At 56.1% G+C, this 18,871-nt stretch carries 17 protein-coding genes and 1 riboswitch; of the genes, 8 read left to right on the top strand and 9 right to left on the bottom strand.

Annotation, left to right across the window (positions count from 1 at the left end):
* The first annotated feature begins 49 nt into the window (after positions 1-49).
* The 5 genes from IPM59_14660 (at position 50) to IPM59_14640 (ending at position 6,444) form a co-directional block, all read left to right on the top strand.
* Positions 50-817, top strand: coding sequence for an ABC transporter ATP-binding protein (locus tag IPM59_14660; protein MBK9216809.1), 768 nt, complete (start codon positions 50-52; stop codon positions 815-817).
* A gap of 54 nt (positions 818-871) precedes the next feature.
* Positions 872-1,018, top strand: a riboswitch (cobalamin riboswitch).
* Between the two features lie 136 nt (positions 1,019-1,154).
* Complete coding sequence (locus IPM59_14655) at positions 1,155-3,422, top strand: TonB-dependent receptor (protein MBK9216808.1); 2,268 nt, start codon at positions 1,155-1,157, stop codon at positions 3,420-3,422.
* 359 nt (positions 3,423-3,781) lie between these two features.
* A complete protein-coding gene (locus tag IPM59_14650) occupies positions 3,782-4,246 on the top strand; it encodes a hypothetical protein (GenBank protein MBK9216807.1) in 465 nt (154 codons plus the stop codon).
* Between the two features lie 2 nt (positions 4,247-4,248).
* Positions 4,249-5,718, top strand: coding sequence for an Asp-tRNA(Asn)/Glu-tRNA(Gln) amidotransferase subunit GatB (gatB, locus tag IPM59_14645; GenBank protein ID MBK9216806.1), 1,470 nt, complete (start codon positions 4,249-4,251; stop codon positions 5,716-5,718).
* Positions 5,719-5,727: 9 nt separating this feature from the next.
* Positions 5,728-6,444, top strand: a complete 717-nt coding sequence (locus tag IPM59_14640) for an SDR family oxidoreductase (protein MBK9216805.1) — start codon at positions 5,728-5,730, stop codon at positions 6,442-6,444.
* On the opposite strand, the gene IPM59_14635 is transcribed toward IPM59_14640, so the two are convergent.
* Together IPM59_14635 and IPM59_14630 are read right to left on the bottom strand one after the other, a co-directional pair.
* Positions 6,441-8,489, bottom strand: coding sequence for a response regulator (locus tag IPM59_14635; protein ID MBK9216804.1), 2,049 nt, complete (start codon positions 8,487-8,489; stop codon positions 6,441-6,443). The two genes, IPM59_14640 and IPM59_14635, sit on opposite strands and share 4 nt — an antisense overlap.
* A 17-nt stretch (positions 8,490-8,506) precedes the next feature.
* On the bottom strand, positions 8,507-10,408 hold the full coding sequence (locus IPM59_14630) for a response regulator (protein ID MBK9216803.1): 1,902 nt from the start codon (positions 10,406-10,408) through the stop codon (positions 8,507-8,509).
* Positions 10,409-10,677: 269 nt separating this feature from the next.
* On the opposite strand from IPM59_14630, the gene IPM59_14625 reads away from it, so the two are divergent.
* Positions 10,678-11,616 carry an FAD-dependent oxidoreductase gene (locus tag IPM59_14625; GenBank protein ID MBK9216802.1) on the top strand — a complete coding sequence of 313 codons (939 nt, stop codon included), beginning with the start codon at positions 10,678-10,680 and terminating at the stop codon, positions 11,614-11,616.
* On the opposite strand, the gene IPM59_14620 is transcribed toward IPM59_14625, so the two are convergent.
* The 4 genes from IPM59_14620 to IPM59_14605 all read right to left on the bottom strand — a co-directional run bounded on the left by IPM59_14620 (position 11,585) and on the right by IPM59_14605 (position 15,208).
* Positions 11,585-12,217, bottom strand: a complete 633-nt coding sequence (locus IPM59_14620; protein MBK9216801.1) for a carboxypeptidase regulatory-like domain-containing protein — start codon at positions 12,215-12,217, stop codon at positions 11,585-11,587. The two genes, IPM59_14625 and IPM59_14620, sit on opposite strands and share 32 nt — an antisense overlap.
* A complete protein-coding gene (locus IPM59_14615; protein MBK9216800.1) occupies positions 12,204-13,196 on the bottom strand; it encodes a GDP-mannose 4,6-dehydratase in 993 nt (330 codons plus the stop codon). The genes IPM59_14620 and IPM59_14615 overlap by 14 nt, the downstream gene beginning before the upstream one ends.
* A 126-nt stretch (positions 13,197-13,322) precedes the next feature.
* A complete protein-coding gene (locus IPM59_14610) occupies positions 13,323-14,273 on the bottom strand; it encodes an SDR family oxidoreductase (GenBank protein ID MBK9216799.1) in 951 nt (316 codons plus the stop codon).
* Positions 14,274-14,368: 95 nt separating this feature from the next.
* Positions 14,369-15,208 (bottom strand): 5'-nucleotidase, lipoprotein e(P4) family, encoded by an 840-nt coding sequence (locus tag IPM59_14605; GenBank protein MBK9216798.1) that lies wholly within the window; start codon positions 15,206-15,208, stop codon positions 14,369-14,371.
* A gap of 39 nt (positions 15,209-15,247) precedes the next feature.
* Here IPM59_14605 and IPM59_14600 point away from each other — a divergent pair, with 39 nt between their 5' ends.
* Positions 15,248-15,418, top strand: a complete 171-nt coding sequence (locus IPM59_14600; protein MBK9216797.1) for a hypothetical protein — start codon at positions 15,248-15,250, stop codon at positions 15,416-15,418.
* Positions 15,409-15,756, top strand: a complete 348-nt coding sequence (locus IPM59_14595) for a DUF488 domain-containing protein (GenBank protein MBK9216796.1) — start codon at positions 15,409-15,411, stop codon at positions 15,754-15,756. Before IPM59_14600 ends, IPM59_14595 begins: the two co-directional genes overlap by 10 nt.
* A 14-nt stretch (positions 15,757-15,770) precedes the next feature.
* Here the strand turns inward: IPM59_14595 and typA are convergent, their stop codons facing one another.
* The 3 genes from typA to IPM59_14580 all read right to left on the bottom strand — a co-directional run bounded on the left by typA (position 15,771) and on the right by IPM59_14580 (position 18,788).
* The gene (typA, locus tag IPM59_14590) at positions 15,771-17,582 is read right to left on the bottom strand and encodes a translational GTPase TypA (GenBank protein MBK9216795.1); all 1,812 of its coding nucleotides are present in this window, start codon (positions 17,580-17,582) and stop codon (positions 15,771-15,773) included.
* Between the two features lie 112 nt (positions 17,583-17,694).
* Positions 17,695-18,237, bottom strand: coding sequence for a BON domain-containing protein (locus IPM59_14585; GenBank protein MBK9216794.1), 543 nt, complete (start codon positions 18,235-18,237; stop codon positions 17,695-17,697).
* Positions 18,238-18,317: 80 nt separating this feature from the next.
* Positions 18,318-18,788 (bottom strand): tRNA (cytidine(34)-2'-O)-methyltransferase, encoded by a 471-nt coding sequence (locus tag IPM59_14580; protein ID MBK9216793.1) that lies wholly within the window; start codon positions 18,786-18,788, stop codon positions 18,318-18,320.
* Positions 18,789-18,871: the final 83 nt, after the last annotated feature.

Here is an 18,871-nt window from a genome sequence, read left to right as displayed (position 1 = left end):
TGAATTAATTAGTAATTACCAAATTGCTAATTCTTAATTACTTTGACGGATGCTTACGGTAACGGAAATCTCGGTTGTCTATGGTCAGCGTACTGTTCTGGCGGAGGTTTCTGTGGAGTTGAGTGGCGGCAAGACCATCGCTTTGCTCGGGGCTAACGGTGCCGGGAAGACGACGTTGATCAAGGCGATGAATGGAACAGTGCCGGTCTCGAAAGGAAGTATTGAGATCGACGGACGCGGCCTGACGATGCTGTCGCGGCGAGAGGTAGCGGCGAATATTGCTGTTGTCGCTCAGGAGAATGAGACTCGCTTCCCGGTGACGGTTTTGGAATTTGTCCTGTCGGGCAGGTTTGTTCACGGCGGAACGTTTGGCTGGGAGACGGCGGAGGATATCAAGCTCGCAGAGCAGGCATTGGCCGAATGTGATCTCGACGGCTATGCGTTGCGGCTGATGAATGAGCTGTCGGGCGGCGAGCGACAGCGAGTTGTGCTGGCAAGAGCAGTAGCCACGAATGCACGAATATTATTGCTTGATGAGCCAACGGCGAATCTTGACCTCGCGCATCAGGCGATGATGTTTCGGCTGGTGCGAAAGCGCTGTGAGCAAGGCGCATCCGTGGTCGTGATAACACACGACCTGAATCTCGCCGCCGAATTTGCGGATGAGATCGTGATGCTAAGGGACGGCCGGATCGCGGCGAAAGGCCACCCGGCAGAGGTTTTGACGGCGGAGAATGTACGCAATGTCTTCGCCGTCGATGTAATGCTGGACACAAATCCGGCTAGCGGTAACGTTCGCGTGACGAGCGTTTTCTGAACTTAACCGCGAAAAAAGCGAAAGCGACGAAAGACATCCTTTTTAGGATCTTTCGAGTATTTCGCGGTTGATCGTTGGCAAATGTGCGGAGGAAGTCCGGTGAGAGGCCGGCACTGCCCACGCAACCGTGAACATTGAGCAATGATCATTGATCAATGCTCAATGCACAGTCGGGAACTCACGCCCATTTGCCTAGGTTAGAACCATTCTGCGTGTGGGCAGAAGAGGAGAGAAAATGAAGTCTTTCGTAAGTGTTGTTCTTCTTGTAATTATCGGGGTGGCCTCTAACGGCGTCTCCGCGCAACAACGTGCAACCGTCTCCGGTCGAGTAACCTCGTTGCCTGACGGTGGTGGCGTGAATCGGTCAGACGTAACTCTCACGTCTAAGGCCGATCGGTCGCGGATATATGAACTCGAAGCTGATCGGGATGGCAATTTCAAGTTCGACAATGTCATACCAGGAGAATATCGAATCGTCGCTGGACCTGGGATCAGTTCTAATGATCTTTATGGGGAAGCGAAGCTCACTGTCAGCGCCGGCGAGAATTTGACTCTCAACTTAGTTGTCCGGCCAGTCGGCATTGACGTTAGTGCATTTGTAACGATCGCCGCCGATAAGGGGCAGCCCGTCGAACAAGTTTCCAAAACCGTTGACGTTATCGACGCGCCGCAAATGCGCGACCGGGCGGATTTTGCGTTGATCGAGAGTGTGCGGACAATTCCCGGATTTCGGGTGCAGCAGTTGGGCGGGTTTGGCAAGGCGGCGTCGATCAAGACGCGTGGTTTGAGGAACCAGGACACGGCGGTGCTGATCGACGGTATTCGGTTTCGCGATCCGGCGGCGATCACTGGTGATGCGTCGCCGTTTCTGAGCGATATCACGCTGACGAGCGTTGAACGCATGGAGGTGCTTCGCGGGTCGGGTTCGTCTCTCTACGGGACGAACGCTATTGGCGGTGTGCTTGATTTCCAGACGCCGAGTGCGAGACACGGCACGCATGGACAGCTGAGCGGTGCATTTGGCGGGCTTGGCTTGGGACGTTTTCGAGGGAATCTCTCGCACGGCGGTGCGAAATTCGGTATCGGCGGCGGCGTTTCCCACACGACCTACAGAAAAGGCATCGACGGCAACGACGACGCTGACAATACAAATGTGCAGGCTCGTCTTGATGCCGCGCCGAACGCGAAAACGAATATCTCGGGCCGTATCTTTTTGTCCGATGCGGATGTGAAGCTCAACGTCAGCCCCGACACGCTTGGCACTCTGCCGACGAGCACCTCGACGATCATCAACGCGTCGCCGGGCGTCAATTTCACGCCCGACGTTGATGATCCGGACGCGCGGCAGAACTCGCGTTTCATTAGCGGGCAGATCGCCGTGAACCAGATCATCAACTGGAACCTCTCGATCGGCGGTCATTATCAGGGGCTCGACACGAGCCGCCGGAATATCGACGGGCTGCTCGGCCCGGGCTTTCAGAGCGCGTATTCGAGCGCCTTTGACGGACAGATCCATACGGCGAATGCCCATCTGATCTGGACCGCAGGCCGCCGCAATACGCTGACCGCCGGCTATGAATTTGAGTCGGAGAGATTCGGGAACGACAATACGACGCCGGCGGGAACCGACAATTGGTCAGCGAGAACGCGACAGGACAGCAACACATTCTATGTACAGGACCTCGTGAGTCTGCTCGGAGGTGATCTTCAGTTTGCCGGCGGATTTCGGTTTCAGTCGTTCGATCTCAAGCAGCCGCAGTTCAGCGCGGCGGTGCCGTCAGTGTTGACGCAGACAGCGATCTCGCCGCCGTCGGCCCGGACGTTTGACGGCGCTGTTTCCTACTTTATTGAGAAGACCGGCACAAAGCTGCGTGCCCATGTCGGGAACGGCTATCGCGTCCCGTCGCTGTATGAGCGGTTTGGCAGCTACTACTTTCTGGGCGCGTTCTTTCCGCTCGGCAACCCGGCCCTGAAACCGGAAAAGTCGATCGGTATTGACGGCGGCATCGAGCAGTACTTTGCCAAGGAACGTGTAAAAGCATCGGCGACTTACTTCTACACGCGGATCAAGGACGAGATCACATACCTGCCCACCGACGATTTCGGAGCGTCAGCCTATTACAACTTTGACCGTCATTATTCGCGCGGGCTTGAGACGAGCATCGATATCAGGCCGGACAAAGGGCCGACATTGTTCGCGTCATACACGTTCACAAACAGCGATCTGCGGGCGCACCGCCGACCGACATTTCCGGTGGGCCCGGTCACGAGTATAGAGCAGCCGTCATTCGGGATCCCCGAGCATCAATTCACGTTTGTCGCAACACAGCGGTTCAAACGGTTCTGGGTAAATTTTGACCTGCTTGCCACGTCGAGCTACCTAGCGAGGATGTTCAGCAATTCGACATTCAATACGTATATCTATCGTTTTCGGGGCAATCGTCGTGGCGACGTGACGGCGGGATACACATTTCGCCTAAAGGACGAGAGTATGACGCTCAGGCTCTATGGGACTATCGAGAACGTCTTTGACAATGACTATTACGAGAACGGCTACCGCACGGCCAAGGCTAATGGACGTGTTGGGCTGACGTTCGGGTTTTAGTCAACAGGTCTTCTCCGGCGCAGTCGGAAAAGGCCTTGCCAGCGATGTTGCACATATGCTAGAATGTTGCACATGCTAAGTTGTTCAGAAGGGCGATCAGGAGCTGTCTATTTGCTACCGACTTTTTTTGCGCGAAATTCTGAAACAGAGGTCAAAAAGCGATGTTAACTATCGTTGTTTCAATAGGTTGCGGTGTTTCAGACGGGCCTGAAACACTCTGAAACACGCGAAACACATGGGCGAGGCTAAATATTGCAATATTGGAGGTTACGCGTTTCAATGTGTTTCGGAAGAAAACCCTACTTGCTTCGTGTTATGATGAACGAAACAGGTAGGATGTGCTCATGAGGAACTTGACCTTGAGTTTATCGCTGGCCCTGATGGCGAGCGTTGCCGGTTATGGCCAGACGCCGACCGTAACCAATATTGATCTGGAAAAGTATCGCGCTCAGCGCATCAAAGCCGAGGCCGATCTGCGTGAGAACTACGAACGGCTGGGCTTTCCGTCACCGGAGGAACGCGCTCGACGCGATGCAGAATCGGCGAAGGCCGTGGCGGAACTTTCCACCAAGCTGCGTGCCGCGCGACTCGAACGCGAGCGGATCGAGGCGGCCCGCCGAGAGCAGTCGGTGCAGAACACTCCGATCCAGGTTGTACAAGTGCCGGCCCTCGATCAAGGTTTCTATTGGATGGGCGGCCATTGGCGCGTGCCGCGGCACGGCCGACGGGTTTGGGTGCAGCCTGGCTATTTTGCCGGCGGTGCGTTCTGGCCTACGGGCAGCCGCACTCGGCCACGACCGATGATCGTTCAGGTTCGAAAGTAGATATGAAACAAGGTTGGGAAGCCGTTATCGGCATGGAGATACATACGCAGCTTGCGACCGCGAGCAAGATATTCTGCTCGTGCGCGGTCGAGACCGGTGGCGAGCCGAATGCGAATACGTGTCCCGTGTGTTTGGGGCTACCGGGAGCATTGCCGGTTTTGAATAAGCGTGTGATCGAGCTTGGCGCGAGGGCGGCGTTGGCGTTAGGGCTTGAGATTCAGGAAGCATCCGTTTTTGCCCGCAAGAACTACTTTTATCCTGACCTGCCAAAGGGCTATCAGATCTCGCAGTATGACAAGCCATTCTCTGCCAACGGCAAGCTGACGATCTTGACGGCCGAGCGTGACGAGAGCGGCCATGCACGCGATTGGCGGCCGATGACGATCAATATACAGCGGATGCACCTCGAAGAGGACGCGGGCAAGAATGTTCACGAAGGGCTCCCTGAGACCGATCGCTACTCATACGTCGATCTCAACCGCGCGGGCACGCCGCTTGGTGAGATCGTGACCGAGCCGGACTTTCGCACATCGTGGGAGGCATTCGATTACGTAAATCACGTTCGTCAGGCATTGCGCTGGGTCGGTGCGAGCGATGCCGACATGGAGAAGGGAAATCTGCGCTGCGAGGCGAATGTTTCGGTGCGAAAGGTAGGTGAGACCTCATTCAACAATAAAGTGGAGTTGAAGAACCTTAATTCCGTCCGCTTTATGCAAAAGGCGATCGAATACGAGATCGAACGCCAGGTCGCGGCCCACGAATCGGGCGAGGGCGTCAATCAGGAAACGCGGCTGTGGGACGAAAAGAACAACCAAACACGCGTAATGCGATCAAAAGAGGACGCCCACGACTATCGATATTTTCCGGAGCCCGACCTGCAGCCGCTTCTCGTATCGAGTGACTTTATTGAGGACGTAAAGCGACAAATGCCGGAAATGCCTGATGCGATGCGTGAGCGATTTACCGCTACATACGGGATCGGCTTTAACGAGGCGACGCAGTTGACATCGGACCGGGCGATGGCGGAGTTCTTTGAGACAGCAGCCCGGATCACGGCGAAGCCGAAGGTTTCGGCCAATTGGATCCTCGGCGAATTTACGCGTGAATTGAACAACTCAGGGACTGAGATTGCCGATTCGCGTGTGACCGCTGAGGATCTGGCCGAACTGATCGCGATCGTCGAGACGGGAAAGATCAGTAACAGTCAGGCGAAGGAGGTATTCGCCGAGATGTTTGCGAGCGGGCAGGCGGCGGCAGAGGTCATTAGCGCGAAAGGCTTTGAGCAGGTTTCAGACACGGCGGCGATCGAGAAGATCGTGGACGACGTGATCTCGGCGAATCCGGGCCAGGTTGACGCCTATCGTGGTGGCAAAGACGCCCTATTCGGGTTTTTTGTCGGCCAAGTGATGAAGGCATCGCAAGGCAAGGCGAATCCAAAGGTCGTTAATGACATATTGCGAGCGAAGCTCTGACGGAGGGAAATGGAACTTACAGCTAAAGTAGCCGTGGTCACCGGTGGGACGAAAGGCATCGGTTACGCCATCGCCGAACGACTCGCCGGCGCAGGGGCCAGCGTCTTTATTTGCGCCCGTTCTCGCGAAGAGATCGAGACGGCTATCGAGGGGCTCTCGTCCATCGGCACGGCCGCAGGCAAGCTGTGCGATGTCCGCAATGAACAAGAGGTCAAAGCTCTGCTCGAAAGCTGTGAAAAACGTTTCGGCGGCGTCGATATTCTCATTAACAACGCGGGCATCGGCATCAATGGTAAGACGATCGAGGAGATCTTGCCCGATGAATTCAGGGAGACGCTCGAGACAAACCTGTTTGGCGTATTTTACGCGTGCCACTATGCGGTCCCGATGCTCAAACGGCGTGGCGGCGGTTATATAATCAACATCTCATCGTTGGCAGGACAGTATCCGCATGCGCGCATGGCGGCATACAATGCTTCAAAATTTGGCCTCAATGGTTTTAGCGAAGCGCTGATGCAAGAGGTGCGGCATGACAATATAAAGGTCAGCTATATCTGTCCGGGCAGCGTGAATACAGAGTTTGGCGGCGACAAGATCACCGATGAAAAGGCTTGGCAGCTTCAGCCCGAAGACATTGCTCAGGTCGTGATGGGCCTGTTGGCGATGGATGCGCGGGCGTTGCCGAGCAAGGTAGAGGTCAGGCCAAGCAGGCCGCAGAAAGCCTAGGCCGCGACCGGCGCTTTTATGATGCTTAGGGCCCGCTCGACATCGCGCGTGCCAAACGGCTTTACGATGTAATCCGACGCTCCGAGCGAGAAGGCACGCTCGCGGTGTTCGTCAGCATCAAGCGACGTGACCATTACGACCGGAATGCGGCCAAAGTTGTCGTCAGTTTTGACGTATTCCAGAAACTGCCAGCCGTCGATCTGCGGCATCTCGATATCTGAGAGGATCAGATCAGGCTCTTTGTTATTCAGGAGCAACTCAAGCGCGTCGGCTCCGTTGTTGGCGGTGATCACGCGGAAACCGGCCTGTTCGATGAGTCTTGCCAACTGGCTCCGGATGGTTGAGCTATCATCGACCACCAGTACGAGCGGTGTCGTGTCGATGATATCTGAGACGGGAGCTTCGTCGGCCGGCTCGTTTGGCTCAGGCTCCGGCCGGGCCGAATGCAGCGGCAGCAAGATCGTAAATGTTGTTCCCACCTGAGGCTTTGAGTCAACCATCACAGAACCGCCGCGCGACTCGACCGATTCCTTGACGATACTAAGGCCGACACCGCGGCCGGCATTCAGATCGAGTTTTTCAGCCGTCGTCAGGCCACGTTCAAAGATGAGCTTAAGTGCCTCGCTATCATCATCCAAGGGATCGCGGCCGATCGAGGCCGCCTTTTCCCTAAGGCGGGCAAGCGGAATGCCGGCACCATCGTCTGCGACCGTCAGGATGATCGCGGCCTCGTTGGCATCGATACGTACCCGCACGGCCCCTTTCTCAGGCTTGCCGATCAGGCGGCGCGTCTCAGGCCGTTCGATCCCGTGGACGACAGCGTTCTTGAGCAGATGCAGCAGCGGTTCGATCAGGGCATCGATGTGGCGCGTATCGATCTCGACCTCACCGTTCTCGATCTCGAGCGAGGCCTTTTTGGCTTCGTCGGTGCAGGTGACATTCACCGCGCGCGCGAGGCGCGTTTCGAGCGTCGAGAATTTGACCATTCGGATCTGCGTCAGTTTGTCCTTCAGTTCGCCGGTCAGGCGGCGGCCCACCTCGAAGAGTTCGTTTACCTTCTCTGCACGTCCGTTGAGGTTGAGTTCGGCGAAACGTTCAACGAGGGCCGAACGGTTTACTAAGAGGCCGTTGCAGATCCTTAGCAAGTCATCGAGACGCTCAAGCGAGACGCGGACAACCGGGCCGGCCGGAGTGTGTACCGATTCCGGCAGAGGTTTTGACGAAGTGAAATCAGTGTTTACAGGCTCTGCCGACCGATCATCAGGAAGATCAAGGCACGCGAGAGCGCGGGCGTACGATTCGTCGGCCGCGTCGTTCGACGCTTCGCCAAACCTGACGATGGAATTAAGACGGACGGCGGCCCCGTTGAGAAATTCCATTACCTCCGGCGTCGCATCTCTCTGGAGTTCGACCATCTTGTCGAGCAGGTCTTCCATCTGGTGGGCGACAGCCGCGGCGTTGGTTAGCCCGACAATGCCTGCGGCCCCCTTGAATGTATGCGAACTCCGGCGGATCTCCCAGAGAGCGGCCCGGCTGCCGGGAGCGTTGGCCAACGTGCGCAGATTGGTGTCGATGCTCGCGAGCAGATCGCCTGCCTCGTCACGAAAGACGTCAAGGGTTTCGTCGTCGATGTCAAAGGCCTCGGGCGGTGCGGGTGACGGCTGCGTTTCAGATGTCTCGGGCAGCAGGCTGTCAAAGGATGACTCGACAAATTGGCCGACGTCCGCGATGAAGTCAGCCGACCCGATCGGAATGCTCAGCAGCGCGGCCTCCATCGCGGCGACTAGGTCTAGTGTTCTGCCGATGGCCAGCCCGGACGTGTCGCCACGCGCGACGACAGCCGACGCAGTCGCACAATCGGCGGCCATTACCGCCAGTGCCGGCTGCATGTTTGTGAAAGCCTCTGTCTTGAGGTGTTCCAGGCACCGGGCCGACGCGGCTAGGTCAGCTTCGCCTCCCTGGCCGGCAATAAGCAGCGAACTGCGGACCGACGCAAGGTCAGCCGCAGCAGACGAGACGAATTTCTGTAGTTTTTCGCGGTCCATCAGATGCCGCAGGAGAATTAGGACGCCGGCGTTTGTTCGTTGGCTGGGGCCAGATAAGTCTCGAGAGCTTTCATTAGAGTCTCCGGGCCGAATGGCTTTGTCACATATCCGGTCGTACCGGCCATCCGGCCGCGGACCTTGTCAAAGAAGCCGTCTTTGCCTGAGATCATCACGACCGGCAGATCACGCGCCTCGGGGTTTGCTCGGATCTGTTTGCAGACCTCGTAGCCGTCCATTCGAGGCATTGCAATGTCGAGCAGAACGAGGTCGGGCAAGCCAGCTTCAAGCTGGTCGAGGGCCTCAACGCCGTCGGCCGCACAAATAACGGTGTGCCCGCATTTCTCGAGCTTGCCGGCGATAAGCTTGCGAACTGTGGGGCTATCGTCAACTACTAATATGGTCCGGCCGCCCGGCATGCTGCCGTGGAGTTCTACCTGTCGCTGCATCTCGTCAAGGCGGATCGCTATCGCGTTTACCTCACCGGCGAGGATCACGTCGTTCGGTTCCAGCCGTGATGCCTCGTGCAAGTACTTGAGGCCCGCGTCATGGTCGCCCAGATTAAAGTGGCCGAGACCGAGAACTCTGAGTTCCTCAACGCTGAATTCGCGCAGGTTCCACTCTCCTTCCATCTCGGTCACGGCCTGCTGGACGACGTCATGTTCTGCCTTTGGGTCTGAAAGGAGGGCGTCCAGGTCGGTGTAACTTAGCAGAGCCTTGCACGTCTCGCACTCGAACGCCTGCTGAGCATTTTCCGCTCGGCAGAAAGGGCACGGCAGACCGGGATTCGGCATTTGCCCGGCAGGGTCTTCGGCTTTGAAGCCCTCGACAGCAAGTGCCGCAACGGTCTCGGCAAAGGGGTCGTCTCCAACCTTGGCGTCGACGGTGCTGTCGATAACGTCGGTCGGTAACTGCACGCTCTCCGCAGTAAGTCCATCAGGATCTGCTTCATGGCCGCCGCCGAAGAGCTCTTCTACGCTCCGATGAGATTCTCCGTGTTCTGCGGCTTCGGAGGCAGGCGACTCATGTTCTTCTGGTACGGCTTCGATCTTGAGTACGTCCTTCTGTGGCTCTTTGGGCGGTTCGACGGTCTCGATATGTTCAACCACCGGCTCGGGCCGCAGCGTCGTCGTAAGAAAGTCGTACATTGCGCGTGCCGTCAGGTTGTACTCGTCGATCTTTAGTGCTTCTTCCAGCGATTGGATCTTATCGTTGATATCGATGGCGAGGTTCGATCTCAGCACCCAGGCCTCGGCATTGTCAGGGACGGTCCTTAGGAATTCGTCCACGAGTTCGAGGGCCTTCTTCCTCTTACCAGCCACCGCCGCTGCCTTGGCATCGGAGAAGGCGGCATTCGACCGTTGCCGGTCGAACTCATCAAGGGCGGCGCGGGCCTCGACATTTTCAGGATCGATCGTGAGGACGCTTTTGTAGGCGGCAGTGCGCAGGGCCTCATCATCGGCCCATTCAGCTTGCTTTAGCCAAGCAGCGATGCAGTTTGCGTCGTGAGCTAGTGCCTGCGCCAACGACTGTTCAGCCAGGTCGAAAGCACCGTCCTCTCGAGCAGCGATCGCGCGTTGGACGAAGGTTTTCGCAAGGAGAGCGTTCGTCGCCCGACGCCATTCGGCCGCCTTCTCGTTTGCGGGATTGATGTCCAGGACGCGGTTGAGAAACGCGAGCAGTTCCTCAGGATACTCGCTGATCGACGCGAGCCACATCCACGCGGTCTCAGACGCAGGATCGACTTCGGCTGCCTCTGTCAGCAGCCTGCGGGCAAGGCTTCGGTCGCCGCACTGTGCGGCAGAGATGCCCTTTTTGAGCAGTGAGTCGAGGTCGTGCTCCTCGCGATGCCCCAGATGCTCAAATACCTCATTTTCGACCAGCGGGATGGCCGCAACATTTGGTTCGAATTCTAATCTCATAATGTGTGAAAGGGTGAAGTCAGGTTACAATCGGCCGTTGGCGTTGCAGGCGCACGCCTAGTTTCAATGTAAGGTCAACAGCAATACCAATGCCAGAAAGCGGTGCTATCCCATCGTTGTTTCGAGGGGCGAAAGTGCCTAAAATACAGGATGCCAAGCCAAACGGTTGGTTGACCGACGTTCGGTTGCCCACTGGCACAGTAGTTGTGACAAAAAACGGCAGTTTGACGTTAACAAAAAGTAGTAATTTCGGGCATTCCAGGTGATCTTTGCGGAGTGAAACAACCAATTTTGACGTGATCGTTATTGGTGGCGGGCCGGCAGGTCTGTCCGCCGCCTTTTGGTGCGCCGACCTTGGGCTGAAGGTCGCGATCTTTGAACGCGAAAGCGAATTTGGCGGCCAACTACTGTGGACATTTGGAGCTATCGAAAACTACCTGGGTGTTACGGTCAAGAATGGTAGAGCACTGCGTGACCTCTTCCTTCAACAGGTTGAAAACAGTAAGGTTACGCGATTCGTTGATTCTCCGGTCGAGACGATCGACTTTAGTGCAGGTGTGATTGGGCTGGCAGATGGACGCACCTTTTCGGCTAGAGCTGTCGTTCTCGCGACGGGCGTCAAGCGACGCACACTCGATGTTCCCGGTGAGCGCGAGTTTCTGAGAAAGGGCATTCTCGCATCGGGCCAGGCGTCTCGGGACGAGGTCGCCGGCAAGCAAGTCGTCATTGTTGGCGGCGGCGATGCGGCGCTTGAGAACGCCGTGATCCTGAGCGAGACTGCGGAACTGGTAACGGTCGTTCACCGACGCGAGCAGTTCTCAGCCCGGCCGGACTTTGTTCGACAGGCGGCCGAGCAAGGCAATGTGGTGTTCCGTTTTGCCACTAGAGTAGCTGCATTTATTGGGGATGAACGAGTTACGGCCGTTGACATTGCTGATGTAACAACAGGAATGACGGATCGCATCGACGCGAACCATGTGCTCATCCGTATTGGTGTTGAGCCGAGTAGCTCCTTATTCAAGGGCCAGATCGATCTCGATGAACGGGGTTACGTTCGGGTAGGTGCGGACTGTTCGACGAGCGCGGAGAGCGTGTTTGCGGTTGGCGACGTTGCGTGTCCTGCGTCGCCGACTATTGCCACGGCCGTCGGCATGGGAGCGTCGGCGGCTAAGGTCATCACTGCTCGGCTCGTGAGAGATCGAGCGTGAGTGTCAGCCGATACACAGCGGGCGATTCGGTCTCGACAGTTTTCTCAGCCGAAATGCCTTTGTAGGTGGCTTTCACGCGGAATCGCTTGATCTTCCCCGGCTGAACGAATCCGAATTCGCCCATTTGATTGCTCGTGCCGGTCGCTACCTTGCGATAGCTGCCGTCGGAGTTCACCGCAAACAGCTCGACCATTGCGCCGTGCAGGCTGAGCAGTTCCTTAAAGAATACAATGCCGCGGATAAAGGTCTGTGTGCCGCGATCGGGCGAGAGCATAAGGCGGCTGCCGAGGTCGCGGACCTTTTTCTTCTTGACCTCGACGTTATGCATTACACCGGTCGAATAGCCGTCGGCGTCAACAGCGAAGTTATACATTCCTTCGGCAAGCCCATCAAGGACAAAATCGCCTTTGGCGTTCGATCTCGTCGATCTGACGACCTCGCCGCCCTGACGCGCCTCTATCGTCGCACCGGCGATGAACGTCCCTTTAAGGTCGCGAACCTTGCCTTTGACGCCGCCGGTTGTCTGGCCGAACGCGGGCGTAACGGCGGCGAGTGCAAACAGCACCGAGGCAGCGAACCAGATTCTCTTAACTATTTGCATGAAGCGTCGATTCGAGAAGAGTCGAGCGAAACTCGCGCGCTACATCATTGATGATGTCGTCGAACGATTTGGTTGGCTGGTAACCGACCAGGCGGGCAGCCTTTTCGAGCGACGGAACGCGTCGCTGCATATCCTCAAAGCCTTCGCCATAGACCTTATCGTAAGGGATGTATCTGATCTCGCTGGAGCTCTTTGTGAGTTCAATGGTGCGGTTTGCGAGGTCGTTGATCGTCACCTCAGTGTCGCTGCCAAAATTGATCACCTGGCCAAAGCAATCGGGCGTTTCGAGGGCGGCAGCAAGGCCATTGACAACATCGCTGACGTGGCCGAAGCACCGCGATTGCGTGCCGTCGCCGTGGACGTCGATCGGCTCATTCTTTATCGCCGCATGCACGAATCGCGGCACGACCATGCCATATTGGCCCGTTTGCCGCGGGCCGACGGTGTTGAATAATCGCGCAACGACGACCGGCAGCCGTGTTTCCTTGAAATGTGCCAAGGCGAGGAATTCATCGAGCGTTTTTGCGCACGCATAAGCCCAGCGATGCTTGTCGGTCGCGCCGGTCAGGAGGTCGTCGTCCTCTTTGAACGGTACCGAAATGCCCTTGCCATAAACCTCGCTGGTTGACGGTATCAGCACGCGTTTACGGTATTTCGCACAGCGGCCGAGCACGACGTCAGTGCCGTGAAAGATCGTTTCGATCGTTTTCACGGGCTGCTCCATTATCAGCCTGACGCCCACGGCCGAGGCCATATGATAGACACGGTCGGCGTCGCGGATCAACTCCTCCATAAGGTCGCCATTGAGGACAGTGTCGATAATGAGGCGAAAATTGGCGTTCTCTTCGAGGTGGCCGATATTTGAATAGCGGCCTGTCGATAGGTCATCGATGACCGTGATCTCGTGGCTTTCGCCGATCAGTTTGTCCGCAAGATGGCTGCCGACAAAGCCGGCCCCGCCTGTTATGAGTATCTTCATATCAATTGCCACTAGCTTTAGCTAGTGGTTAAATGACCAAAAAGAAATCCGGCTTCAGCCGAACTTGGGCTAAAGCCCAATGTCTTTTTAGCATAGGTTCCACTAGCTAAAGCTAGTGGCAACTTATCAAACCGTCGCTTTCTTTCCGACGACGCCACGAAAGTAATCAACGGTCTTTTTCAACCCATCGGCCAACTGCACCGTCGGCGACCAGCCAAGCAGTTTGTTGGCTCGTTCGATGTTTGGCTGGCGTTGCTTTGGATCGTCTTGTGGCAGGGGCAGATATTCGATCTTGACGTCACGGCCTGACGCGATTCCGACCTGCTCGGCGAGCTCGTTCATCGTGAATTCGCCGGGATTGCCGAGATTTACCGGCATATGGACGTCATCGCCCTCGACGTTCATCAATCGGATTATGCCGTCAACAAGGTCGCTGACGTAGCAAAACGAACGCGTTTGATTGCCGTCGCCGTAGATCGTCAATTCCTCGCCACGCAGTGCCTGGACGATGAAGTTTGACACAACACGGCCGTCATTCTCGAGCATTCGTTCACCGTAAGTGTTGAAAATACGCACGATACGCGTATCGACGCCGCTCTGGCGATGGTAGTCCATCATCAGCGTTTCGGCGACGCGTTTGCCTTCGTCGTAACACGACCGGACGCCGATCGGGTTTACGTTTCCCCAGTAATCTTCCGTCTGAGGATGCACGACCGGATCGCCGTAAACCTCGCTCGTAGAGGCTTGCAGGATGCGGGCACGCACGCGTTTTGCCAGGCCCAGCATATTGACCATTCCCATCACATTGGTCTTGACGGTCTTGACAGGATTGTATTGATAATGGACCGGCGACGCGGGGCAGGCGAGGTTGTAGATCTGATCGACCTCAAGAAAGATCGGCTCGGTCACATCGTGGCGAATGATCTCGAATTGCGGGTTACCGGCAAGATGGGCAATATTCACCTTGCGGCCCGTAAAGAAGTTATCGAGACACAACACCTCGTTGCCTTCGTTCAATAGCCGCTCACAAAGGTGCGACCCAATAAACCCCGCCCCGCCGGTCACAAGTATTCTCATCAGATAGATTTAACCACATAGATCACATAGGACACATAGAGATCGACCGATTCTCGGCCTATGTAGCCTGTATACCAAGTGTGGATTTGTCGCTGTTACGGCATTTCCAACGCCGTCGCACGCTTTTCCGCCTTCTGCTTATCGTTCAGCCGCTGGTATTCGTAGATCGCGCTTTCCCACGTGCCGTACATCGGGTTTGGCAGGACGATCCAGCGTTTGCCCCATTCGGTTTTGATCTTATCGGTCTCGGCAAAGCGGTCGGCGACGCTTTTCTGTTCAAAAATGTCCGAAAAATCGTCCAGGTTATCGCCCATAAGCAGGACGATGCGGTAATCTCGGGCGACAAACTCGCGTCGAGGTGTTTTTGTGGAAATACTGGAGCCCTTAGCGTCCTTTTGCCGCATCAGGACATTTTCAGAGGATACGTCGGCAAACCCGACACTCTTGAGATTGTCGATCGTTGCGGCCTTGTGCGGTTCGTCGCGATTCGATATGTAGAAGATCTTTACACCTTTGCTTACGGCATAGTTCAGAAACTCGACCGAGCCTGGGACCGCTTTCGCCTTTCGCATCTCGACCCATGTAAGCCAATCGTTCAAATTGAACGGCGTTTTCGTCTTTATTCCCTCAGCTTGTGCCGGAGAATTGTCGAGCACCGTTTCGTCGATATCGACGATGATCGCCCGAGGGCGTTTGCGTTCTGCCTTTGGCAGGTTTTTAACACTCTTTTTGTCGAGATCCGAATCGAGTTGCCAGCGTGCGAGGTTGAATGCCTGATGAGCAAGGGCCCGGTACTCGGCAGCCTTTTGGATCCAGAGTGTTGCACCCTCTTGATAATCATTGTCCGCCGTCCCCCGCTGTGCGTAGGTGATGCTGGCCAAGAGCACCAAAAGCGGCAGGGCGGCGATAAAATTGAGTTTCCGTAATTGCTTCATATTTGAGTTTTCTGTCTCTAAGGGATTATAAACGATTAGATGCAAGGCACGCCGAAAGAGAAACCAAGTGATGGCCCGCCCGCAGGCGATCCGGGGGCTGACGACGCACACGAAAGCTCGTACTATTACGACGACGCACACGGTTATGAATCGTATGAGCCGGATGATGAGGAGGAAGGGCCCGACCCAGAGCCGGGAATATGCGTTTGAAGATCAAGAGAGCTTATGACGAGCCGGACGCCTCAGACGGGAAGCGCGTCCTGGTCGACCGATTGTGGCCGCGAGGTGTCTCAAAGGACAAAGCTCACATCGACCTTTGGTTGCGCGAGATCGCTCCGAGTACGGAACTCAGAAAATGGTTCGGCCACGACCCGGAAAAATGGGCGGTGTTTCAATCTCGCTATAAGAAGGAACTCGAGGGCAACAAGGAACTGGTCGATTCGATCCGGACGATGGCGAAGGCAGGTCCGGTGACCTTGGTCTATGCCGCGAAAGACGAAGAACACAACGATGCAGTTGTTCTCCTCGACTACCTAACAGAGCGTTGAGCGACGCTGACCCGTTACTTCTTGGGCCGCTCGTTCGATTTTAGAACGCGTTTGCGTAATCGGATGGATTTTGGCGTGACCTCGATCAGTTCGTCGTCGGCGATGAATTCCAGAGCTCGTTCGAGCGACATTTCGCGAACCGGGACGAGCCGCATGGCTTCGTCGGCTGAGGTTGTGCGCATGTTTGAGAGTTTCTTTTCCTTGATCGCGTTGACGTCGAGATCGACCGAGCGGGCATTCTCGCCGATGATCATCCCTTCGTAAACCTTGATCTGTGGGCGGACAAAGAGAGTGCCGCGTTCCTGTAAATTATAGAGAGCATACGTATTTGTTTCGCCCATGCGGTCGGCTACGAGGCTGCCTGTTTGCCTCGAACGCATCTCACCCTGCCATTTGTCGAATTTCAGGAACAGCGTGTTTAGCAGGCCAGTGCCCTTTGTCTCGGTCAGGAACTCGCCACGAAAACCGATCAGCCCTCGCGACGGCGTCTCGAATTCCAGCCTGACGCGGCCCGAACCGTTATTGATCATCTTGGTCATCTGGCCCTTTCGCCGGCCCATCGCCTCGGTGACGACGCCGATGAATTCGTCGGGCACATCCACGACGACCAACTCGATCGGTTCGAGCGTCTCGCCGGTCGTTTCGTCCTTCTTGGTGATGACCTCGGGCTTTGAGACCTGCAATTCGTAGCCCTCGCGACGCATCATCTCGATCAGGATAGCAAGCTGCAATTCACCGCGTCCTGACACCTTGAATTGTTCCGCAGCTTCGGTTTCGTTGACACGCAATGCAACGTTGCCGAGTATCTCGCGGTCGAGCCGTTCCTTGATCTGGCGCGAAGTGACGTATTTTCCTTCGAGCCCGGCAAACGGCGAAGTGTTGACGCCAAAGATCATCGAGATCGTTGGTTCGTCAACGGCGATCACCGGGAGCGGCCGAGGATCGTCAAAGAGGGTTATCGTCTCGCCGATCTCTACATCGTCAAATCCCGCGAGGGCGACGATCTCGCCAACTCCTGCATTGTCAACAGTTGTGCGTTCCAAACCTTCGAATACGAACAGCTCCTTTACGCGAGTTTTCACGAGCGAGCCGTCGCGCTTTGAAACGGCGACTTCCTGGTTCTTTGCGATCTTGCCTGAAAAGATACGCCCGATCGCGAGTCGGCCGACGAATGGATTGTAGTCGATGTTCGCGACCAGCAATTGCAGCGAATCATCGCGGAGAGCATGCGGCGCAGGGATCGTTTCGATCACCTGTTCCAACAAGGGCTCTAGCGTTTTTGATTCATCCGACAATTCCTTTTTTGCCACGCCGTCGCGCGAGATCGAATACAGAATGGGGAACTCGATCTGATCGTCGTTGGCTCCGAGGTCGATGAACAGGTCATATATCTCATTGACCACCTCGTCGGGCCGCGCGTCCTGGCGGTCGATCTTATTGACGAGGGCAATGGCGGGGAGCTTCAATTCCAATGCCTTGCGCAGCACAAAGCGTGTCTGCGGCAGGCAGCCCTCGGCCGCGTCAACGAGCAGCACGATACCATCGACCATCTTGAGTACCCGTTCGACCTCGCCGCCAAAATCCGCGTGTCCCGGCGTATCGACGATATTGATCTTGTAGTCGCCATAGCGAACCGACGTGTTCTTTGCCATGATCGTGATGCCGCGCTCGCGCTCAAGGTCCATCGAGTCCATCACGCGTTCCTGCACGGCCTCATTCTCGCGGAATGTCCCCGACTGCTGGAGCATGGCATCTACAAGCGTCGTCTTTCCATGGTCAACGTGCGCGATGATCGCGATGTTGCGTATCTTGTCAGCAGTCAGCATAAAGTCGAAAATTCCGGCCCGAAGGCAAACGGATATAATGCCGTATCACTCAGCGAATAGCAAAAGGGCCGGACCATACGGCCCGGCCCCTGGCTTCGGGTGTGGTGAATGGCTAAACCACGGGCTTACCGACCAGCAGATTGTTTGTCACCTCAAAAACGTCCGACAGGCCGTTTGCATAGATGCCGAGCGCATCGCGGTCGCCCTTATTATAGACGTATCCTTCGAGCGTGATGCGGCCGCCGTCCACAATGATCCGCACGTCCGGATTCACCTCCCAGAAATATCGGCCTAGCCCACGGGCATCGAATGTCCTCAATGCCTGTCGCCGTATCCGGTCGTCATAGGGCGATGGAGGCAGATTCTCGATGTTGTCAATGACCTCGCTCACGCCAGAGATCTTGCGAACCGAACGAACCGCCAGGCTGTGGGTACCGAGCGAATAGACCTTGCCCGTAAGCGTTACGCGGCCGCCGTCAACCTCATATTTGATGATGTCAAAGACGCCGTAATTGGGCAGTGAGAGTATCGTTTTACGCACCTTCTGTTCGACCGAACGACTACCATTGTCCTGAGCGGCGATGCCGCTGAACGCGGCCAGCGACAGGGCCACCATTATTGTTGAAAATCCAATTGTTGCTCTAATTCCTCTCATAGTGTGAATGTCCTCCTTGGGGCGAGCTATTAACATTCTTCACTGAATTAGACGCGTTCAGGATGCTGGGCGGTGTCCGGCTATTTTGCGGATTGTAAAGATTTGTCGATCTGTCGTAACGCCTCATAGAGCACGATACCGACGCTGGTTGCCAGATTGAGGCTGCGGACGGCAGGATTTGCCATCGGGATCGTCAGGCAGCAGTCCGCATTGCTGCCAAGCACGCTGTCCGGCAGGCCGCGAGTCTCAGGCCCAAATACCAGGCAATCGCCGTCTCGGAATGTCCATTCGGTATAGCACCGCTTGGCTTTTGTCGTGAGATAGACGAAGCGCGAACCGTGCAGGCGGTTGTACAGGGCGTCGAGGTCAAGATGACGTTCTAGGTAAACCTCGTCCCAATAATCCAGCCCTGAGCGGCGCAGCGTGCGGTCGTCCATTCTAAATCCGGTAACCCCGACAATATGCAGCGGCGAATTCGTCGCGGCACACAGCCGGGCAATATTGCCCGTATTCGGCGGTATTTCAGGTTCAAAAAGCGCTACATGTATCATGGCCGGCCACAGCTAACTATTCACTATTCATCGGCATAGTGCATCTTTTGGCCTACAGAATACATCAATTTTTCGTGATCCGT

This window comes from Chloracidobacterium sp. (assembly GCA_016715795.1).
In the GTDB taxonomy this organism is placed as follows: domain Bacteria; phylum Acidobacteriota; class Blastocatellia; order Pyrinomonadales; family Pyrinomonadaceae; genus OLB17.
Note: the sequence above shows the minus strand (reverse complement) of the source record. Positions and strands in the feature narration are given on the sequence as shown.

Coding starts and splice junctions, on each gene's coding strand:
- typA (MBK9216795.1), bottom strand. CDS start 17,582: ATGCTGACTGCTGACAAGATACGCAACATCGCGATCATCGCGCACGTT.
- IPM59_14580 (MBK9216793.1), bottom strand. CDS start 18,788: ATGATACATGTAGCGCTTTTTGAACCTGAAATACCGCCGAATACGGGC.
- IPM59_14605 (MBK9216798.1), bottom strand. CDS start 15,208: ATGAAGCAATTACGGAAACTCAATTTTATCGCCGCCCTGCCGCTTTTG.
- IPM59_14595 (MBK9216796.1), top strand. CDS start 15,409: ATGCGTTTGAAGATCAAGAGAGCTTATGACGAGCCGGACGCCTCAGAC.
- IPM59_14660 (MBK9216809.1), top strand. CDS start 50: ATGCTTACGGTAACGGAAATCTCGGTTGTCTATGGTCAGCGTACTGTT.
- IPM59_14585 (MBK9216794.1), bottom strand. CDS start 18,237: ATGAGAGGAATTAGAGCAACAATTGGATTTTCAACAATAATGGTGGCC.
- IPM59_14630 (MBK9216803.1), bottom strand. CDS start 10,408: ATGAGATTAGAATTCGAACCAAATGTTGCGGCCATCCCGCTGGTCGAA.
- IPM59_14615 (MBK9216800.1), bottom strand. CDS start 13,196: ATGAAGATACTCATAACAGGCGGGGCCGGCTTTGTCGGCAGCCATCTT.
- IPM59_14610 (MBK9216799.1), bottom strand. CDS start 14,273: ATGAGAATACTTGTGACCGGCGGGGCGGGGTTTATTGGGTCGCACCTT.
- IPM59_14640 (MBK9216805.1), top strand. CDS start 5,728: ATGGAACTTACAGCTAAAGTAGCCGTGGTCACCGGTGGGACGAAAGGC.
- IPM59_14600 (MBK9216797.1), top strand. CDS start 15,248: ATGCAAGGCACGCCGAAAGAGAAACCAAGTGATGGCCCGCCCGCAGGC.
- IPM59_14635 (MBK9216804.1), bottom strand. CDS start 8,489: ATGGACCGCGAAAAACTACAGAAATTCGTCTCGTCTGCTGCGGCTGAC.
- gatB (MBK9216806.1), top strand. CDS start 4,249: ATGAAACAAGGTTGGGAAGCCGTTATCGGCATGGAGATACATACGCAG.
- IPM59_14620 (MBK9216801.1), bottom strand. CDS start 12,217: ATGCAAATAGTTAAGAGAATCTGGTTCGCTGCCTCGGTGCTGTTTGCA.